Below are 16,739 nucleotides of genomic sequence, written 5' to 3' on the forward strand. Positions count from 1 at the left end.
TGAATGCCATCGGTCGTGTATTCTGCTGGTTGACCATGGGGTTGACGGTGCACCTGGATTGTTGATGTGGCTGCTCTGATGAGGAAGCGACGCATATATCATATATGCGCGTATATACATGCATAAGTTCTGAATACTAGATGAATATGTGGTGAATAAATATTCATCTAGTATTCAAGAAGTATCTATATTCGTTATTCAATGATTGCATATCCGTGCTGTTGCAACACTTGCCGCAGCTTTTCCAAATATGATTGAGCGGCTGGGGAAAGGCTGGCACGCTCATTGGTGATCCACCCTACCAGCATGGTCTCGTCGCTCTCCAAGGGCACGGTGACAATCTTCTCGTTGTTCAAATCGCCATTGTCGATGCCGCTGCACACCGTATAGGCATTGAGCCCGATGATGAAATTGAGCATGGTGGCGCGGTCGGTCACGTCAATGCGTTTGGGGGAGTAATCGGGACGAACCGCCTCTTCGGCAAAGTAGAAACTGTCATTGTTTCCCTGTTCATACTGCAGGAACGGGTAAGGCTGCAAATCGTCCATGGTCACGCGCTCCTTGCTTGCCAGCGGGTTGTCGCGTGAAATGAAAACGTGCAGCGGGGCGCGGAAGAGCGGGTGGAACTGCACATGCTTGACGCGCATGAATTTGCCGATCACATCCTTGTTGAAATCGGACAGGTAGAGGATGCCGATCTCCGAGCGTAGCGTGGATACCCGTTCAATGATGTCTCGAGTTCCTGTCTCACGCAAGGTAAATTCGTATTCCTGCGATTGAATGGAATCGATCATGGCCACGAATGCTTCCACAGCGAACATGTAATGCTGCGTGGAGACGCTGCACAGCTGCTTGCGAGGTTTGACGTGCTTATACCTGTCGTCCATCAGAGCGGCCTGGTCGAGCACTTGGCGAGCGTAGGTGAGGAATTCGGCCCCGTCGTCGGTAAGGGAGATGCCTTGAGAAGAACGGGTGAAGATCTCTATGCCCATCTCGTGCTCGAGTTCGCGCACCGACGAGCTCAACGCCGGCTGGGAGATGTAGAGCTCGTGGGACGCTTCGTTCATGGAACCGCATTCGGCGATGGTGACGATATATTTGAGTTGCAGCAGAGTCATAACTGGATTCTATAGCATCAGAAGCAACCTTGGGCGCCAAACCGCCGTTTATGAACGCTTTTGCACCGTCTGCCCTATAGATATGAGTTATATCCTGTCAGAACTCAAGACCCATGTCATGCAATGCCGTCCTGGCCTGCGGTTGCGAGGTGAAGAGGCGGGCGTGGATGCCGAGCGCCGAAGCGGCACCGACATTGTTCGCGTTGTCGTCGAGAAACGCGGTGCCGCCGGCCGTGAGACCGTACCGGGACAGTGCCAGTTCGAAGATGTCGGCGTTTGGCTTGTGCATATGCTCGACGCCGGAAACCACTGTTCCGTCCAGCAGCTCCTCGATCTGCGGGAACTTCTCATGCACGTAGTGGAATGTCTCGCTCGACCAGTTCGTCAAGCCCCACACCCCGTATCCGGCCGCTTTGAGATCGCGCACCAGTTGTTCCATGCCGTCCACCATACCTGCCATGGCGTCATCGTAATGTTCGACGTAGTAGCGGAACACCTCGGCCATCTCGGCACCGAACTCGGCACGGTAGTCCTTGAGCACATCGGCGATGAGTTCGCCGGCGTCCATGCGGTCCTCATACTCGTAGAATCCGTACGCGTTATGCTCGGTGCCGAGACGGTCCAGCACCTCGGGCGGGCAATGACCCTCCAGGCACGCCCGATAGTCGATGTGTATGAGCACGCCGCCGAAGTCGAAAATCACATCGTTGACCGGCGCGTGCGGTTCGGTGTGCGACGGTGGAGTGGGGGTATTGCTGTGAAGCGAGTGTAGTGACGATGGTGTTGCCATGATGGTCCTTTCAACGAGCGTTCAATGCAACAGAGAGCCGATGATGTGGGGGATGGGGGCAATCAGGTCGGATGCTGTGATGGGATGTCCCAGCGGTCCTGAGTGGTGTAGATCCTGCGGCTCTGGAGATTGGGCGCTCACGACGAGCGGCGGCCGCCAGCCGCATTGATTGCCACCGCTGGCCTGCCCGGCTGCCAGCCCGTGGAGTCGGCTGGCGGCAGCAGTGACAAGGGCGATATGCTCTGGATGGTCACGCCATGCTGCCTCATCCTGCTGTGCCAGCAATGCGCCGAGGATACCCGCCAGCACATCGCCTGAACCAGCCGTTGCCAGCCAAGCCGGACCGTTGCCTGCAGTAAGCGTCACCGTGCCTGCATCATCAGTCGTATTCTCGCCAGCTGCGTCAGACTGGACGTTGAGGTCTGAAGGGACGTTGCGCTCTGTAGTCGGCCCGACGACTACGGTAATCGCCCCCTTCAGAAGTACTGTGGCACCAGTCAGCACCTGAGCTTTACGTGCCCAATACCATGGCCGGGCAATGATGTCGTCCACGCCTGCCGATTCTCCGCGAAGAGACAGCAATCGCGCCAGTTCGCCGGTATGCGGGGTCAGCACGACTTGGGGCGGTACACGGTCGGGCAGCAAATCCAACGCTCCGGCATCCACCACCAAAGCCGGCATGGCATATGCTTCCTGCACGTGTGGTGAGCCGGCGGACACATCGTAATGCTTCAGCAATGCCGCAAGAGTCACACGCTCAGGCTCCATGCCCTGCGCATGCTCGGCGTCAGGTACACCGGAACCGGCCACCCATGCCTGCACATGTCCTTTGCCGACCACTGCCTCGGGCAATGCGTCCAACACGCGTTCGGCCACAGAAGACGGTCCCACATAGCGCACCATGCCTATGTTGGAAGCCGCTGCTGCGCGGCAACCCAGCACGGCGGCACCGGGGTAACGTTGCGAACCGGTCATCATCCCAGCAGCACCTCGGCTGTATTTGGAGTCCGAGGCAAACGGCCGGCGTAACACCTGTGACAGCAAATCATCGTTCATCACGGTTACGGCACACGGCACGGCATCCACATCAAAGCCAAAATCGGCCAGCACCAAAGTGCCGCATGCTCCAGACGCGGGTGGCAGCACCGCACACGGTTTCATGGCGCCGCACATGACCGTCACGTCGGCAGGCATGTAGTCTCCCGGCAGCGTACCGTCGTCAACGCCAACGCCGGAAGGCACATCGACCGCCAAGATCAACGGCGAGGAGCCCTTGACTGACGAAAGTGAACGTCGGCCAGGGCGAACGGATGGCGAATGCCGCTGATCCGTGCCACCCTGTGCTTCGCCAAGGTGCTGAAGCATGCCGCGGGACAGTGTTGCCGCCACTCCCCGCAACGCACCGCGAGCGCCGATTCCCGTCATGGCATCGATCACCATATCGGCATGCATCATCATGTCCAAGGCCATTTCCAAGCGCTCGCCGGCTTCACCGGCACTGAATCCACTTGCTGCTCCGGGAATCGTGGATTGCGCGTCTAGCACCAGCAGTTGGCCTCCGGCATGGGTGAATGCCAGCAAGCCTGCCATATGCAAAGAGCGGCCTGTGGCAATAGTGGTGACAGCAGCGCCCTGCCGCGCCAATTGAGCGCCTGCGAACAGGCCGTCGCCCCCGTTGTCTCCAGCACCGGCCAATACCACGATATTGGCGCGCTCGGGCACCACATTGCGTTCGGACAGCATCTGTGCGGCTACGCGGGCAACCGTCGATGCAGCCATGCGCATCAACGGCACGCCGCGTTCCAGTAGGGGCTGTTCCATACGTCTCACCGTGTGCGAGGTGTATGCGCGGTGGCGCAGCGCATCCGTGCGCTGCCCATCTGCGCGATCATGCACCGATTGCAGATCCATATGCCCCTCCTTTTGCCGTCATACTGAGAGCATCAGCGTCTTGCTGCAGTGCCACCTATAGTGTCGACGCTTGTGCAGCAGGGTGTGCGTCTACTCTTCAGCAACCAATTCAAGATATTCGTCGTTCCACAAATCCTCGTCACCGTCAGGCATAAGCAGCACACGCTCCGGGTTCAGCGCCTCCACCGCGCCTTCATCGTGAGTAACCAGGATGATAGCTCCCTCATACTTGGCTATGGCCTTCAAAATCTCGTCTCGCGAAGCCGGATCAAGGTTGTTTGTCGGTTCGTCCAACAGCAGCACATTGGCACGTGAGGTAACCAGCGTGGCCAAAGCCAGACGCGTCTTCTCGCCGCCGGAAAGCACCTTTGCCGGTTTCATCGCATCGTCGCCGGAGAAGAGGAAACTGCCCAAGATGGAACGAGCGTGCGTATCGTCCAAATCGGGGGCCACATGCTGCAGATTCTCCAATACGCTCGATTCGAGATCCAACGTATCGTGTTCCTGGGCAAAATAACCGATCTTGCAGCCATGCCCGTACTCCACCTCACCGGTATCGGCCTGCTCCTCACCGGCGAGAATACGCAGTGTGGTGGTCTTGCCGGCACCGTTATAGCCCAGGATAACCACACGTGACCCTTTATCTATCGCCAAGTCAATGCCCGAGAAAATGATGTTCGAGCCATATGCCTTGGAAATGCCCTTGGCCATGATGGGAGTGCGTCCGCATGGGGCCGGCTCGGGGAAACGAATATCGGCCACCTTCTCCTGTGTCTGAGCCTCGCTCGTGTTCTCCAACAAACGTTCCGCACGGCGCATCATATTCTGAGCGGCCACTGCCTTGGTGGCCTTGGCGTGCAAACGAATGCCCTGCTTCATAAGGCGGTCGGCTTTCTTCTGCGCAACCTCGCGTTCGCGGCGGCGACGTTCCTCATCCACAACACGCTGGTGCAGATATGCTTTCCAACCCAACGAATACATGTCTATCTGGCCGGTCTGCGCGTCCAAATGCCACACCTTGTTCACCACTTCGTCCAGCAGCTCCGTGGAGTGGGAGATCACCAGGAACCCACCCTCGAAACGCTTCAGATAGCTGCGCAGCCATTCAATGGAATCGGCATCCAAATGATTCGTAGGCTCATCAAGAATCAACGTGTCGGCATCGGAGAACAGGATACGAGCCAGTTCGATACGGCGGCGCTGCCCACCAGAAAGTGTGCCCAGCGGCTGCTGCATCACCTCCTGTGGCAGCCCCAAGCTCGACGCCATGGAGATGGCTTCGGACTGTGCCGCATAACCGCCGGCCTTGTCAAACGCCTGCATGACCTTGTCATACTTGTCCATTGCCTTTTCCATGACCTTCACGTCAGGACTGGTCATATCCTTCTCGGCCTTACGCATACGTTTGATGATGCTGGCAATATCCCGCGCACTCATCATGCGGTCCAACGCAGACTGCTCGGGGTCGGCCGCATGCGTGTCCTGTGGCAAATACCCCAACCCGCCAGTGATGCGTACCTTGCCGCCGGAAGGCAGCAAATCTCCGGTAATGACACGTGTCAGCGTGGTTTTGCCGGCACCGTTACGTCCCACCAAACCAATCTTGTCACCCTTGGCCACATGGAAGTCAGTGGGGTTAAGCAGCGTGCGCGCCCCGATCTGAATCTCCAACTGCTGCCCCTCGATTGCCATGCGCTCCGCCCTCATCAATATCGCTAAAAGCCGGGCAATACACCCAGCGTTGAAATGGTTATGGTTGTCACCCCATCATAGCGACACGTGTACCGAAATCGAACAATTGTTCGAACCCATTCGCTATACTGAAACCCTCAACGGAACACTCAAACGTCCGGAGGACGGCATGGCAACGGATTCAACGGAACTCACCGAACGCGGCACAAGCGAAGCTGCAGCGCGCAAAATCATGGACGGCGACACCTTCCTGTCACAAGAAATCGCCAAAGCCCCCCTGCGCTCGCAGAACGGTTCGCTCGTGGCGGACATCTCCCACATACCCAGCGACCTGAAAATCACCATCCAAGGCGCTCGCGAGCACAATCTGAAGAATGTCAACATCGCTGTTCCGCGCAGTCGTATGGTCGTGTTCACCGGTCTGTCTGGTTCCGGCAAATCGTCACTGGCGTTCGACACGCTGTTCGCCGAAGGGCAGCGGCGCTATGTTGAGTCATTGAGCGCCTACGCCCGTCAGTTCCTGGGGCAGATGGACAAGCCTGATGTGGACTTTATCGAAGGTCTGAGCCCAGCGGTCTCAATCGACCAGAAGACCACGAATCGCAATCCGCGTTCGACGGTGGGAACCATCACGGAGATTTATGACTACCTGCGTCTGCTGTTTGCTCGCACCGGTGTGCCGCACTGCCCTGAATGCGGTGCACGCGTCAGTGCTCAGACGCCTCAGCAGATGGTCGATGCGCTCATGAAGAATCCGGAAAAGACGCGATTCCAGGTGTTGGCACCAGTTGTTCGTGGCCGTAAGGGGGAATTCGAGGACTTGCTGGAACTGCTGCGTGGCGACGGCTATGCGCGTGCCCTCATCGACGGTGAGATGAGGCAGCTTTCCGACGAAATCAAGCTGACCAAGCAGAAAAAGCACACCATAGAGGTGGTGGTTGATCGTCTGGCGGTCAAGGAAGGTATGCGTCAGCGTCTCACCGATTCCATCGAGACAGCACTGCGCTTGGCCAAAGGCATTGTGGTCATCGACTACGTAGATAAGGACGACAAAGACCCACAGCGTCGACAGCCGTTCTCCGAGAAGCGTTCCTGCCCCAACGGGCACCAGCTGGAACTCGATGAGATCGAGCCTCGCACATTCTCCTTCAACGCTCCATATGGTGCTTGCCCTGACTGCACCGGCATCGGTTACAGCTTGGAAATCGATCCCGAACTCGTGATTCCGGACCCAAGCAAGTCGCTCAACGACAACGCCATCGAGCCGTGGGGTATGACCAAAGGCACCGGTGACTATTATCGGCACGTGCTCGAAGGTCTGGCCAAAGAGATGGACTTTAGCCTTGACACCCCTTGGAAAGACTTGTCCGAGGACGTACGCCATGCCGTGATGTACGGTCATGATTTTGAAGTGCAGGTGTCGTATCGTAACCGATGGGGCCGTATGCGCGAATACAGCACCGGGTTCGAAGGGGTGGTACGTACGCTCAAGCGTCGCCACGACGAAACCGAATCCGATCAGATGAAGCTCTACTACGAGTCCTATATGCGTGAGGTGCCGTGTCAGGCCTGCGCGGGCAAGCGTCTACGGCCGGAAGTGCTTGCCGTCACGGTAAACGACAAGTCCATCGCCGACGTGTGTGACATGTCGGTGCACACGAGCCTGGAGTGGGTCAAGAACCTCAATCTCGAAGGTGCCGCCGCGCAGATTGCAGGAGAAGTGCTCAAAGAGATTCGTGCACGTCTTGGCTTCCTCAACGATGTCGGTTTGAACTATCTGACACTCTCGCGAGCTGCGAAAACGCTTTCAGGCGGTGAAGCGCAGCGTATTCGTCTGGCAACGCAAATCGGTTCCGGCCTGGTGGGCGTCATGTATGTACTCGACGAGCCTTCCATCGGTTTGCATCAGCGTGACAACGAACGTCTCATCAAGACGCTTCACCACCTGCGTGACTTGGGCAATACACTTATCGTAGTCGAGCATGATCAGGAGACCATCGAAAAAGCCGACTGGCTGGTTGATATTGGTCCGGGCGCCGGTGAAAGCGGCGGAGAGGTCATCTACTCCGGCCCGGCCGCGCACATCGTAGATGCTTCCCGTTCGGTTACCGGAGACTACATAGCCGGTCGTCGCCAGATAGCCGTTCCGGAGCAGCGACGCAGCATCGATAAGACGCGTGAACTGAAAATCGTGGGCGCTAGGGAGAACAACCTCAAGAACCTCAACGTGTCTATACCGCTTGGTGTGATGACCTGCATTACCGGTGTGTCCGGTTCCGGCAAGTCAACGCTGATCAATCAGATTCTGTATCCATCGTTGGCAGACAAGCTTAACGGCGCCCGTATTGTGCCCGGCAAGCACACCCGCATCGAAGGCATTGACCAGTGCGACAAGGTGATTCACGTCGACCAGAATCCGATCGGCCGCACCCCGCGTTCCAATCCGGCCACCTACACCGGTGTGTGGGACAAGATTCGTCAACTGTTCGCCAAAACTCCCGAAGCCCAAGTGCGAGGCTATGGGCCCGGACGCTTTTCCTTCAATGTCAAAGGCGGGCGTTGTGAGGCATGCCATGGTGACGGCACGATCAAAATCGAAATGAACTTCCTGCCGGATGTGTACGTGCAGTGCGAGGAATGCCATGGTCAGCGTTACAACCGTGAGACGCTGGAAGTCAAGTACAACGGGAAAACCGTGGCGGACGTGCTCAACATGCCCATCGAAGAGGCAGCCGAGTTCTTCAAGGCCTACACTTCCATCTCCCGGTACCTCAACACCTTGGTCGATGTCGGATTGGGTTATATTCGCCTGGGGCAGCCTGCCACCACGCTCTCCGGCGGTGAGTCCCAGCGCGTCAAACTGGCCACCGAACTGCAACGCCGCTCCACCGGGAAAACGGTGTACATTCTCGACGAGCCGACCACCGGTCTACACTTCGAGGATGTTCGCAAACTGTTGCAGGTGCTGCAAAGCTTGGTGGACAAGGGGAACACGGTCATTGTTATCGAGCACAATCTGGATGTGGTGAAAGCCGCTGATTGGATCATTGACCTCGGTCCCGAAGGCGGTGAAGGCGGCGGTACTATTGTGGCGCAAGGTACCCCGGAGAAGGTGTCCAAGAATGAGGCGAGCTGGACCGGCAAATATTTGAAACCACTGTTGGAACCTCAACGGTGACAGTGACGGTGGCAGAGACAGGAGAGCGGTAAGACATGGTAGAGACGGGACAGGAAAGAGACTCGGGGCAGTGGCGCAAGACACAACGCCAGCTGGGGGACTCTCGCGACCTGTTCCGTCCCCGAACCAGTGACATTCCCACCGATCCCGGTGTATACAAATGGCGTGATGGCAACGGACGCGTCATTTATGTAGGTAAGGCTAAGAACCTGCGCAACAGGCTTACATTCTATTTTCAGCCGCTGTCCCAGCTTCACCCGCGCACGCAGAACATGGTACTTACCGCACGCAGTCTCGAATGGACGGTGGTGGGTACTGAACTCGAAGCGCTCACGCTCGAATACACATGGATCAAGGAATTCGACCCACGATTCAACGTTGTATTCAAAGATGACAAAACATATCCTTACTTAGCGGTGTCACTCGGAGAAAAGGTGCCGCGCGTATGGATCACCCGTAACCGCAAACGGCGTGACACAAGGTATTTCGGCCCCTACGCAAAGGTGTGGGATTTGCGGCACAGCCTTGACAAGCTGCTCAAGACCTTTCCTGTACGCACCTGTTCGCCAAATGCTTTTCACCGGGCGCAGATGACGAATAGGCCGTGCCTGCTGGCTTCCATCGGCAAATGTTCTGCGCCATGCGTGGCCAGAATCGATGAGCAAGAGCATCGGCGCATGTGCGAGCAGCTGGTTGGTGTACTCACTGGGCGGCTCGGCAAAACCTATATTGCCGGTCTCACACGGGAGATGAAACAGGCCAGCAATGAGATGGAGTTCGAGAAGGCGGCTCGGTTGCGCGACCAGATAGCCATGCTCAAGACGGTCTCCGAACAGAACGCGGTGGTCTTGGAACAAGATACCGATGCTGACGTGTTTGGCTTTGAGGCAGACGAACTCGAAGCGTCCGTACATGCATTCTTCGTGCGTGCAGGTTCCATCCGAGGAGAGCGTAACTGGAGCGTGGAACGTGTGGAAGATATCGACGATGCCAGCCTCATCGCAGACCTCATCGTTCAAGTGTATTCGGATGTGATGAATCAGTCTCACGACGAACAGGCAAAAGACGTACACTCCTTTGACGATGCCGTGTCCATAGAAGAGAAACGCGATGCCATCGCCCATACGCAGCATCTGACCGCCACCGACAGCGTTTCAAGAGCCCAAGCCACGCGTGAACGTCGTGAACGACAAGTGCAGACCGGCCGTGGAGACCTTCTGGCGCCTGTTGCGCCGATACCTCGCGAAGTGCTGGTTCCCATCGAACCGGATCGCAAAAACGAGCTTGAAACGTGGTTGTCAGGTCTGCGCGGTGCCGCCGTCACCATCCGCGTCCCCAGTCGCGGCGAGAAGCGGACTTTGCAGGAGCGCGCGAACAACAACGCCAAACTGGCGTTGCAACGTAGCAAAATGAGCCGTATCAGCGACATAGGGGCTCGCACACAGGCCATGAACGATGTCGCCAAGGCACTGGGGTTGAGCGAAGCGCCGCTGCGCATCGAAGGTTACGACATCTCCAACACCATCGGAGGCATCTACCAGGTGGCATCCATGGTTGTATTCGAGGACGGCATCGCCAAAAAGTCAGAATACCGACGTTTTGCCATCCGCGGCAACGACGGCAAGGGGGCGCTCGACGATCTGAGTGCGGTGTATGAGACGTTGACCAGGCGTTTCAAACACGGCAACATCGCCGGTGACTCTGGAGAAAGCATCGACAACGAGCGGCGTATTCAGGCAGCACGGGAGTCTCAAACATCCTTGATATCGACGAGTGCCGAAGACAAGCCCAGCGGGGACGCGCGGCATGAAAAAACCGCGAGTGCCGACAGTCGTGTCGCGTCGTCAACGGAAATCGACGAGACACAGATCGTGCAGCAGAACACCACATCGCATCATTTTGCCTATAAGCCCAACCTCATCGTGGTCGATGGCGGCAAACCGCAGGTTGAGGCGGTAGCGCGCGCACTGCACGACTGCGGCGTGGACGATGTGGCGGTCTGCGGTCTGGCTAAACGTCTCGAGGAGGTATGGGTGCCGGACGATGACTATCCCATCATCCTCAAACGGCAGTCCGAAGGCATGTACTTACTGCAACGAGTACGTGACGAATCCCATCGTTTCGCCATTACCTATCATCGTAATTCCAGAAGAAAGGGAGCATTGCGTTCAGCACTCGATGACATTCCCGGCGTGGGTGAAGCATTCCAGAAACGGTTGCTGTCCAAATTCGGTTCCCTCAAAGCCATTCGAGCAGCGAGCGTGGAGGAACTCCAGCAGGTGAAGGGTGTCGGAGAGCACAAGGCCGAAGCTATTTTTGAAGCGCTGCACAGCGGCGACGAGGCTGCTCCACAGGGGTGATGCGTCGCGTCGGCTAGTATGGCCGTAGAGAATGGAGTGAGAATGACAGGCGTACATCATCATTGCGCGGTATTGGGCAAGCCGATTTCGCATTCGTTATCGCCGGTGCTGCACATGGCGGCATATCGTGAGCTTGGCCTTGACGACTGGGAGTACACGCGTCAAGAGGTTGATGAACGCGATCTCGAAAGGTTCTTGAACGGCTTGGATTCTTCATGGCGCGGCCTCAGCCTCACCATGCCGCTCAAACGGACGATTCAACCATATGGCGCACCACAAGACGAGTGGTCAAAAAAGCTTATGGTTTCTAATACAGCGATATTAAACTGGTCGCAGCAATCGAAAATGCCCAGTGTTGATCTCTATAACACTGATGTCAACGGCATTGTAATGGCGTTTCGTCACGCATGGTCTGAGTGCGGTGCAGTCCTACGGTCATCTCATTGCAAACAGCAAGATGAGAAATCGTCGAATTCGGCAGACTTCAGCTACTCTGCCGGCAACGAATGCGTACAAGGCAACGAGACACGCACCCCGGGAAGAGACGGTGCCCATGCTGTGATACTGGGCAACGGGAACACCGCGCTTTCGGCTCTGGCGGCCTGCACTCAGTTGCAGATTCCTGGTATTGGTCCGGTTGACCAAGTCACGGTCTGCGCGCGCCGGCCTAAAACCGGTGATGCGTTGGAACAACTGGCGCTCCAATCCGAGCATCAGCTGCGCTATCGGTGTATCCCCTTGAACGACGCGATTCCCGCTTTACTGCGTGCGGATATCGTCATCAGCACGCTGCCCGCCCATGCGGCAGACGACTTGGCTGTGGATTTACTACAAGCTGATCGGCCTGTTGGCGCAAGGGGTAGAGACGTACCTGCGGCGTTGCTGGACGTAGTTTATAAGCCGAACCCAAGTTTGCTGCTGCAATCATGGGGTAAACTGGATGGGTATAGCATTGGCGGCCAAGAGATGCTACTGTACCAGGCGCTGGAACAGGTGGCACTGATGACGGCTTGCGGTTCGTCTTACACGGCAAGGTTGGAGCGAGCCATGCGCCGAGCACTTGAGGAGAGTATATGAACGATCAGAACCAGATGGCAGTGCGCCAAGCACCGGGCGATAACGGTGACAATAGCGGTGTAAGAGTGCAAGGCGATGGCTTGGCTGGTCATGAGGATTTTCCTTCAGCAGCTCAGATTCATCGCGAAGATCACCAGTCTTCGAGCGAATTCGAGGTGATGCTCATTACCGGTATGAGTGGTGCCGGTCGTTCTCATGCAGCCGATTGTGTAGAGGACATGGGCTGGTATGTGGTCGACAATCTGCCGCCCAAGCTGCTGGTGCCGTTGGTGGACATGATGACCTCATCGGGTTCGAAAGTGCATAAGCTGGCGGCGGTCATAGACGTGCGGTCCCGCAGCTACTTCGACGATCTTTCCGCAGTGATCAGCCATCTTGACGACCTGGGCGTGCGCACGCGCATTCTGTTCCTTGATGCCAGTAACGAGGTGCTGGTGAAACGTTACGAATCAGTGCGCCGACCACACCCGTTGCAGCACGGGAACCGTCTTATCGATGGCATTTTAGAGGAACGCGATTTGTTGGCCAGTCTGGAGAAGCGTGCCGACACGGTTATCGATACCTCAAATCTCAGCATTCACCAGCTTTCTACCCAATTGTACGAAGCATTGCTGGGGGAGGGGCCATCCACCGTAGCCGTTCACATTTTCAGCTTCGGGTTCAAATATGGGATTCCGCTGGATGCTGATTTTGTGGCAGATGTGAGGTTTTTGCCTAACCCGTATTGGGTGCCGAGTTTGCGAGAATTGACCGGTCTTGATACTCCCGTGAGTGATTATGTTCTCGGTGACGAAAGTGCCGAAAAGTTCTTGGATGCGTACGAGCAAGCGATGATGGTGGCCATTAACGGTTATGCACGTGAAGACAAGCATTTTGTTACTATTGCTGTAGGTTGCACGGGCGGACAGCATCGTTCTGTGGCGATGAGCGAGGCTCTGGCGCAACGGTTGAGAGCAAGAGGGCTTTCCGTTACCGTATCGGCACGTGAACTGCACAAGATCAATCGGTAATGCGCAATTTGTACGAGGCTTTGCAAATTTGGTCAGAACGCGTAATTTTGTCCAAGTCATTCTGTATCACAGAGAATCGTGGCAGAACATGAGTGGACTCATTCGGTAGCCGGTCAATAAGTGAGCAATTTGGGAAGTAGGAGGTTGGGCTTTGGCTCTTCTCACAGACGTCAAAACTGAACTGGCATCGATTCAAGCCGAACTGCCGGCTGCGACTATCGCGCAGGCCGCAGCGATGATGCGATTCGGCGGAGGGTTGCGTCCAGTCAACAACCAAGCGGTTATCAGAGCCCAGTTTGACTCATTGGAAGCGGCGGAATGGCTGAGAACCGTCATCAGCAGTGCCTTTGGACGTGAGGCCAACCTCAACCGGATTTCCAGGCAAACACCTAACGGTGTGGTGCAGCGCTTCGATTTGATTGTGGAACGTGGAGCCACGGCTCTCGCTTTGCAGACCGGTCTGCTTGATCGTCGCATGCATTTGGTCAAGGGTCTTCCAGCAGAAGTGGTGAGCGGCAACATCGCTCAGATCAAAGCTGCATGGCGAGGTGCTTTCCTGGCTCGTGGCACCATCTCCGATCCAGGCAAAGCCAGTTATCTGGAAATCGTGTGCCCGACTCCCGAAGCAGCCAAGGCGCTGCAAGGCGCTGCAAGGAGGCTTGGCATTACTGCCCAGACACGCCGGTTGCGCAGCTCGGAGAGGGTGACGCTGCGTGATCCCGATGCCATTGAGCGCATGCTCAATCTGATGGGCGCACCACGTTCGGCTAGGGAATGGACCGGTAAACGTTCCGATGGCGAGGCCAGAGGTAAAGCGAATCGTCTGGCGAACTTCGATGATGCGAATATGCGTCGCAGTGCCAAGGCTGCAGCTGAGGCCACGCAGAAGGTTCATCATGCCTTCGAGATTTTGGGCGATGAAGTTCCAGACAACCTGAAAGCCGCTGGTGAGCTGCGCCTCAACCATACAGATGCCAGCTTGGAGGAATTGGGACGGCTCGCCGATCCGCCAATCACCAAGGATGCCATTGCAGGCCGCATACGCCGGTTGCTGCAGTTGGCGGACAAGGTTGAAGCTGCGCGTAAGCAGGATGCTGAGTAATCGAGGGATGCAAGAGTAGATTCATCGCGAAGATTTGTTGCAATAGATGGTGGCATAGCGTCAACGCATAAGAGATGCATGCTACAGTTGCTCTAACTAGACGAAGCGCATTGCCTTGTCTGTTCACTTCACCCGTACTTGCCTATAGAGGCAGCGCGGGTGAAGTTTTTGTTCGTTCGCCCTTGTACACTCTAAGGTAATGCGCGCTTTGCGGCAGTACTCTTTATCTCTGCTCGGCGGTAGTGGCTGGGCGAGGCCTTAGGGAAAGGAAACTCATGAAAACGCTGAATGATCTTGGAGACCTGACGGGCAAGAAGGTGCTGGTGCGCGCCGACTTCAACGTGCCGCTCGACGGTACTACCATCACCGATGACGGCCGCATCAAGGCAGCTCTGCCGACCATCGAAGAGCTGCGTAACCAAGGTGCCAAGGTCATCCTGATGGCGCACCTCGGCCGCCCGAAGGGTTCAGTCGTTCCCGAGCTCTCGCTCGCTCCTGTGGCCAAGCGCCTCGGTGAACTGCTCGGTGCGGACGTCACCCTTGCCGACGACACTTACGGTGCCGATGCCCAAGCCAAGGTCGCTGCCATGAACGACGGTGACGTGGTCATGCTTCAGAACGTGCGCTTCAACCCCGAAGAAACCAGCAAGGATGCCGATGAGCGTGCGGCATATGCCAAGAAGATCGCTGATCTGGGCGATGTGTTCGTCTCCGACGGATTCGGCGTGGTGCACCGCGCACAGGGTTCCGATTACGATGTTGCTTCGTTCCTGCCCAGCGCCGCCGGCAAACTCATCGAGAAGGAAGTGAACGCACTGTCTCGCGCCACTCAGTCTCCTGAGCGCCCCTTCACGGTTGTGCTCGGCGGTTCCAAGGTATCTGACAAGCTTGGTGTCATCGAGAACCTGCTCGACAAGGCCGACCGTCTTGTCATTGGCGGCGGCATGGTGTTCACCTTCCTCAAGGCGCAAGGCTATGAGGTCGGCACTTCACTGCTCGAAGAGGATCAGGTCGAGAAGGTCAAGGGCTACATCAAGACCGCCGAGGCCAATGGCGTCGAGCTGGTGCTGCCGACCGACGTGGTCGTCAACGCAGGGTTCCCGGCAGGAGACACCCCTATCAACCCCGAAGTGGTGCCTGCAGATGGCATTCCCGCCGACAAGATGGGTCTTGACATCGGGCCGGAGTCCAGCAAGCTCTTCCACGACAAGATTGTCGACTCGAAGACCGTGGTGTGGAACGGACCCATGGGTGTTTTCGAAGTCAAGCAGTTCGAAGACGGTACCAAGGCTGTGGCTCAGGGCCTTGTCGATGCCACCAAGGCCGGTGCGTTCACGATCGTGGGCGGCGGTGACTCCGCCTCGGCAGTACGTCACCTCGGCTTCTCCGATGAAGAGTTCTCGCACATTTCCACAGGCGGCGGCGCTTCCCTCGAATTCCTTGAGGGCAAGGAACTGCCGGGTCTGAAAGTGCTTGAGTAGTCGAAAACATTCGCTACTATGATGCTGTTCACGGCCTTATGACCGGTGAAATAAGCGATTGATTGGTGCGGGCAGGTTCTTCGGGCCTGCCCGCACTGTGTATACGCTCCTGCCGACTGATTGGCACGAGCAGTTGGGGGAATGGCATGACGTCAACGCGCACACCTCTGGTGGCAGGGAATTGGAAGATGAATTTCGACCATCTCGAAGCCACATATTTCGTGCAGAAGTTTGCATGGCTGCTGCGTGACGCACGTTTTGATTTCAATCGCTGCGACGTGGCACTGTTCCCTTCATTCACGTCGTTGCGCAGCGTCCAGGTGCTGGTGGAGACCGACCGGTTGAAAATACGTTATGGAGCACAAGCGGTTTCCGTCACCGATCAAGGCGCGTTCACCGGGGATGTCTCGGCCGATATGCTTGCGCGGCTGGGCTGTTCGTATGTGATTATCGGGCATTCGGAACGGCGTAAATACCATCCTGAAGACGACGCTAACATCGTAGACCAAGTGAGGGCAGTGCTCACCGCCGGCATGCAACCGATTCTGTGTGTCGGTGAGAGTCTCGAGGAACGGCGCCAGGGAATAGAGCTCGATTATGCAGTCGGTCAGGTGCACGATGTGACACGCGACCTCTCGGATGAAGAGGCTTCGCGGCTGATCATCGCCTATGAGCCGGTATGGGCCATCGGCACGGGCATGGTGGCCACACCGGATTCCGCGCAAGATGCCGCGCACGCAATCCGCGCCGATTTGTCCTCAATGTTCGGTGACCAAGTATGCCAATCGGTGCGTATTCTTTACGGAGGTTCAGTGACTTCGAAGAATGCAGTGGAAATTCTCAGCCAGCAGGATGTCGATGGTTTCCTCATCGGGGGGGCGTCGCTCGATGCCGACGAGCTGGCCACCATCTGCAGACTCGCCGCCAAGACCGGCAATGGTGCGTGACGCCGAGTCTATGTAATGCTTTAGCTTGTTAGTGCAGCAGAGGCAGTGGCAGTGGCTAAGGCAAGAGTGTGTG

General features: G+C 56.8%; 10 protein-coding genes and 1 pseudogene. 7 read left to right on the forward strand and 4 right to left on the reverse strand.

Annotated features, from left to right (window positions below; all coding sequences use genetic code 11):
* Window positions 1–194 precede the first annotated feature (194 nt).
* From ACSYSO_RS04190 to ACSYSO_RS04205, 4 genes are all read right to left on the reverse strand, one after another.
* The gene (locus ACSYSO_RS04190; protein ID WP_491701543.1) at window positions 195–1,118 is read right to left on the reverse strand and encodes a LysR family transcriptional regulator; all 924 of its coding nucleotides are present in this window, start codon (window positions 1,116–1,118) and stop codon (window positions 195–197) included.
* A gap of 97 nt (window positions 1,119–1,215) precedes the next feature.
* Complete coding sequence (locus ACSYSO_RS04195) at window positions 1,216–1,908, reverse strand: HAD family hydrolase (protein ID WP_491701544.1); 693 nt, start codon at window positions 1,906–1,908, stop codon at window positions 1,216–1,218.
* A gap of 21 nt (window positions 1,909–1,929) precedes the next feature.
* Window positions 1,930–3,819, reverse strand: a complete 1,890-nt coding sequence (locus ACSYSO_RS04200; protein WP_491701545.1) for a bifunctional ADP-dependent NAD(P)H-hydrate dehydratase/NAD(P)H-hydrate epimerase — start codon at window positions 3,817–3,819, stop codon at window positions 1,930–1,932.
* A 90-nt stretch (window positions 3,820–3,909) separates the two neighbouring features.
* Window positions 3,910–5,511 carry an ABC-F family ATP-binding cassette domain-containing protein gene (locus tag ACSYSO_RS04205; protein WP_491701546.1) on the reverse strand — a complete coding sequence of 534 codons (1,602 nt, stop codon included), beginning with the start codon at window positions 5,509–5,511 and terminating at the stop codon, window positions 3,910–3,912.
* A gap of 232 nt (window positions 5,512–5,743) precedes the next feature.
* Here ACSYSO_RS04205 and uvrA point away from each other — a divergent pair, with 232 nt between their 5' ends.
* The 7 genes and pseudogenes from uvrA to tpiA all read left to right on the forward strand — a co-directional run bounded on the left by uvrA (window position 5,744) and on the right by tpiA (window position 16,666).
* On the forward strand, window positions 5,744–8,689 hold the full coding sequence (gene uvrA, locus ACSYSO_RS04210) for an excinuclease ABC subunit UvrA (protein ID WP_491702059.1): 2,946 nt from the start codon (window positions 5,744–5,746) through the stop codon (window positions 8,687–8,689).
* A 35-nt stretch (window positions 8,690–8,724) separates the two neighbouring features.
* Window positions 8,725–11,049, forward strand: coding sequence for an excinuclease ABC subunit UvrC (gene uvrC, locus ACSYSO_RS04215; protein WP_491701547.1), 2,325 nt, complete (start codon window positions 8,725–8,727; stop codon window positions 11,047–11,049).
* Between the two features lie 42 nt (window positions 11,050–11,091).
* Window positions 11,092–12,126 carry a shikimate dehydrogenase family protein gene (locus ACSYSO_RS04220; protein ID WP_491701548.1) on the forward strand — a complete coding sequence of 345 codons (1,035 nt, stop codon included), beginning with the start codon at window positions 11,092–11,094 and terminating at the stop codon, window positions 12,124–12,126.
* Window positions 12,127–12,272: 146 nt separating this feature from the next.
* Window positions 12,273–13,136, forward strand: a pseudogene (gene rapZ, locus ACSYSO_RS04225) (RNase adapter RapZ); the annotation flags it as partial.
* A gap of 151 nt (window positions 13,137–13,287) precedes the next feature.
* On the forward strand, window positions 13,288–14,238 hold the full coding sequence (gene whiA / locus ACSYSO_RS04230; protein WP_489798319.1) for a DNA-binding protein WhiA: 951 nt from the start codon (window positions 13,288–13,290) through the stop codon (window positions 14,236–14,238).
* Between the two features lie 275 nt (window positions 14,239–14,513).
* Complete coding sequence (locus ACSYSO_RS04235; RefSeq protein WP_489798318.1) at window positions 14,514–15,719, forward strand: phosphoglycerate kinase; 1,206 nt, start codon at window positions 14,514–14,516, stop codon at window positions 15,717–15,719.
* A gap of 146 nt (window positions 15,720–15,865) precedes the next feature.
* On the forward strand, window positions 15,866–16,666 hold the full coding sequence (gene tpiA / locus ACSYSO_RS04240; RefSeq protein ID WP_489798316.1) for a triose-phosphate isomerase: 801 nt from the start codon (window positions 15,866–15,868) through the stop codon (window positions 16,664–16,666).
* The last annotated feature ends 73 nt before the right edge of the window (window positions 16,667–16,739 follow it).

The organism is Bifidobacterium sp. ESL1130, from assembly GCF_058507935.1.

What these genes read in the sequence shown, in the direction of transcription:
- ACSYSO_RS04190 (WP_491701543.1), bottom strand. Translation starts at nt 1,118, where the DNA reads ATGACTCTGCTGCAACTCAAATATATCGTCACCATCGCCGAATGCGGT.
- ACSYSO_RS04195 (WP_491701544.1), bottom strand. Translation starts at nt 1,908, where the DNA reads ATGGCAACACCATCGTCACTACACTCGCTTCACAGCAATACCCCCACT.
- ACSYSO_RS04200 (WP_491701545.1), bottom strand. Translation starts at nt 3,819, where the DNA reads ATGGATCTGCAATCGGTGCATGATCGCGCAGATGGGCAGCGCACGGAT.
- ACSYSO_RS04205 (WP_491701546.1), bottom strand. Translation starts at nt 5,511, where the DNA reads ATGGCAATCGAGGGGCAGCAGTTGGAGATTCAGATCGGGGCGCGCACG.
- uvrA (WP_491702059.1), top strand. Translation starts at nt 5,744, where the DNA reads ATGGACGGCGACACCTTCCTGTCACAAGAAATCGCCAAAGCCCCCCTG.
- uvrC (WP_491701547.1), top strand. Translation starts at nt 8,725, where the DNA reads ATGGTAGAGACGGGACAGGAAAGAGACTCGGGGCAGTGGCGCAAGACA.
- ACSYSO_RS04220 (WP_491701548.1), top strand. Translation starts at nt 11,092, where the DNA reads ATGACAGGCGTACATCATCATTGCGCGGTATTGGGCAAGCCGATTTCG.
- ACSYSO_RS04235 (WP_489798318.1), top strand. Translation starts at nt 14,514, where the DNA reads ATGAAAACGCTGAATGATCTTGGAGACCTGACGGGCAAGAAGGTGCTG.
- tpiA (WP_489798316.1), top strand. Translation starts at nt 15,866, where the DNA reads ATGACGTCAACGCGCACACCTCTGGTGGCAGGGAATTGGAAGATGAAT.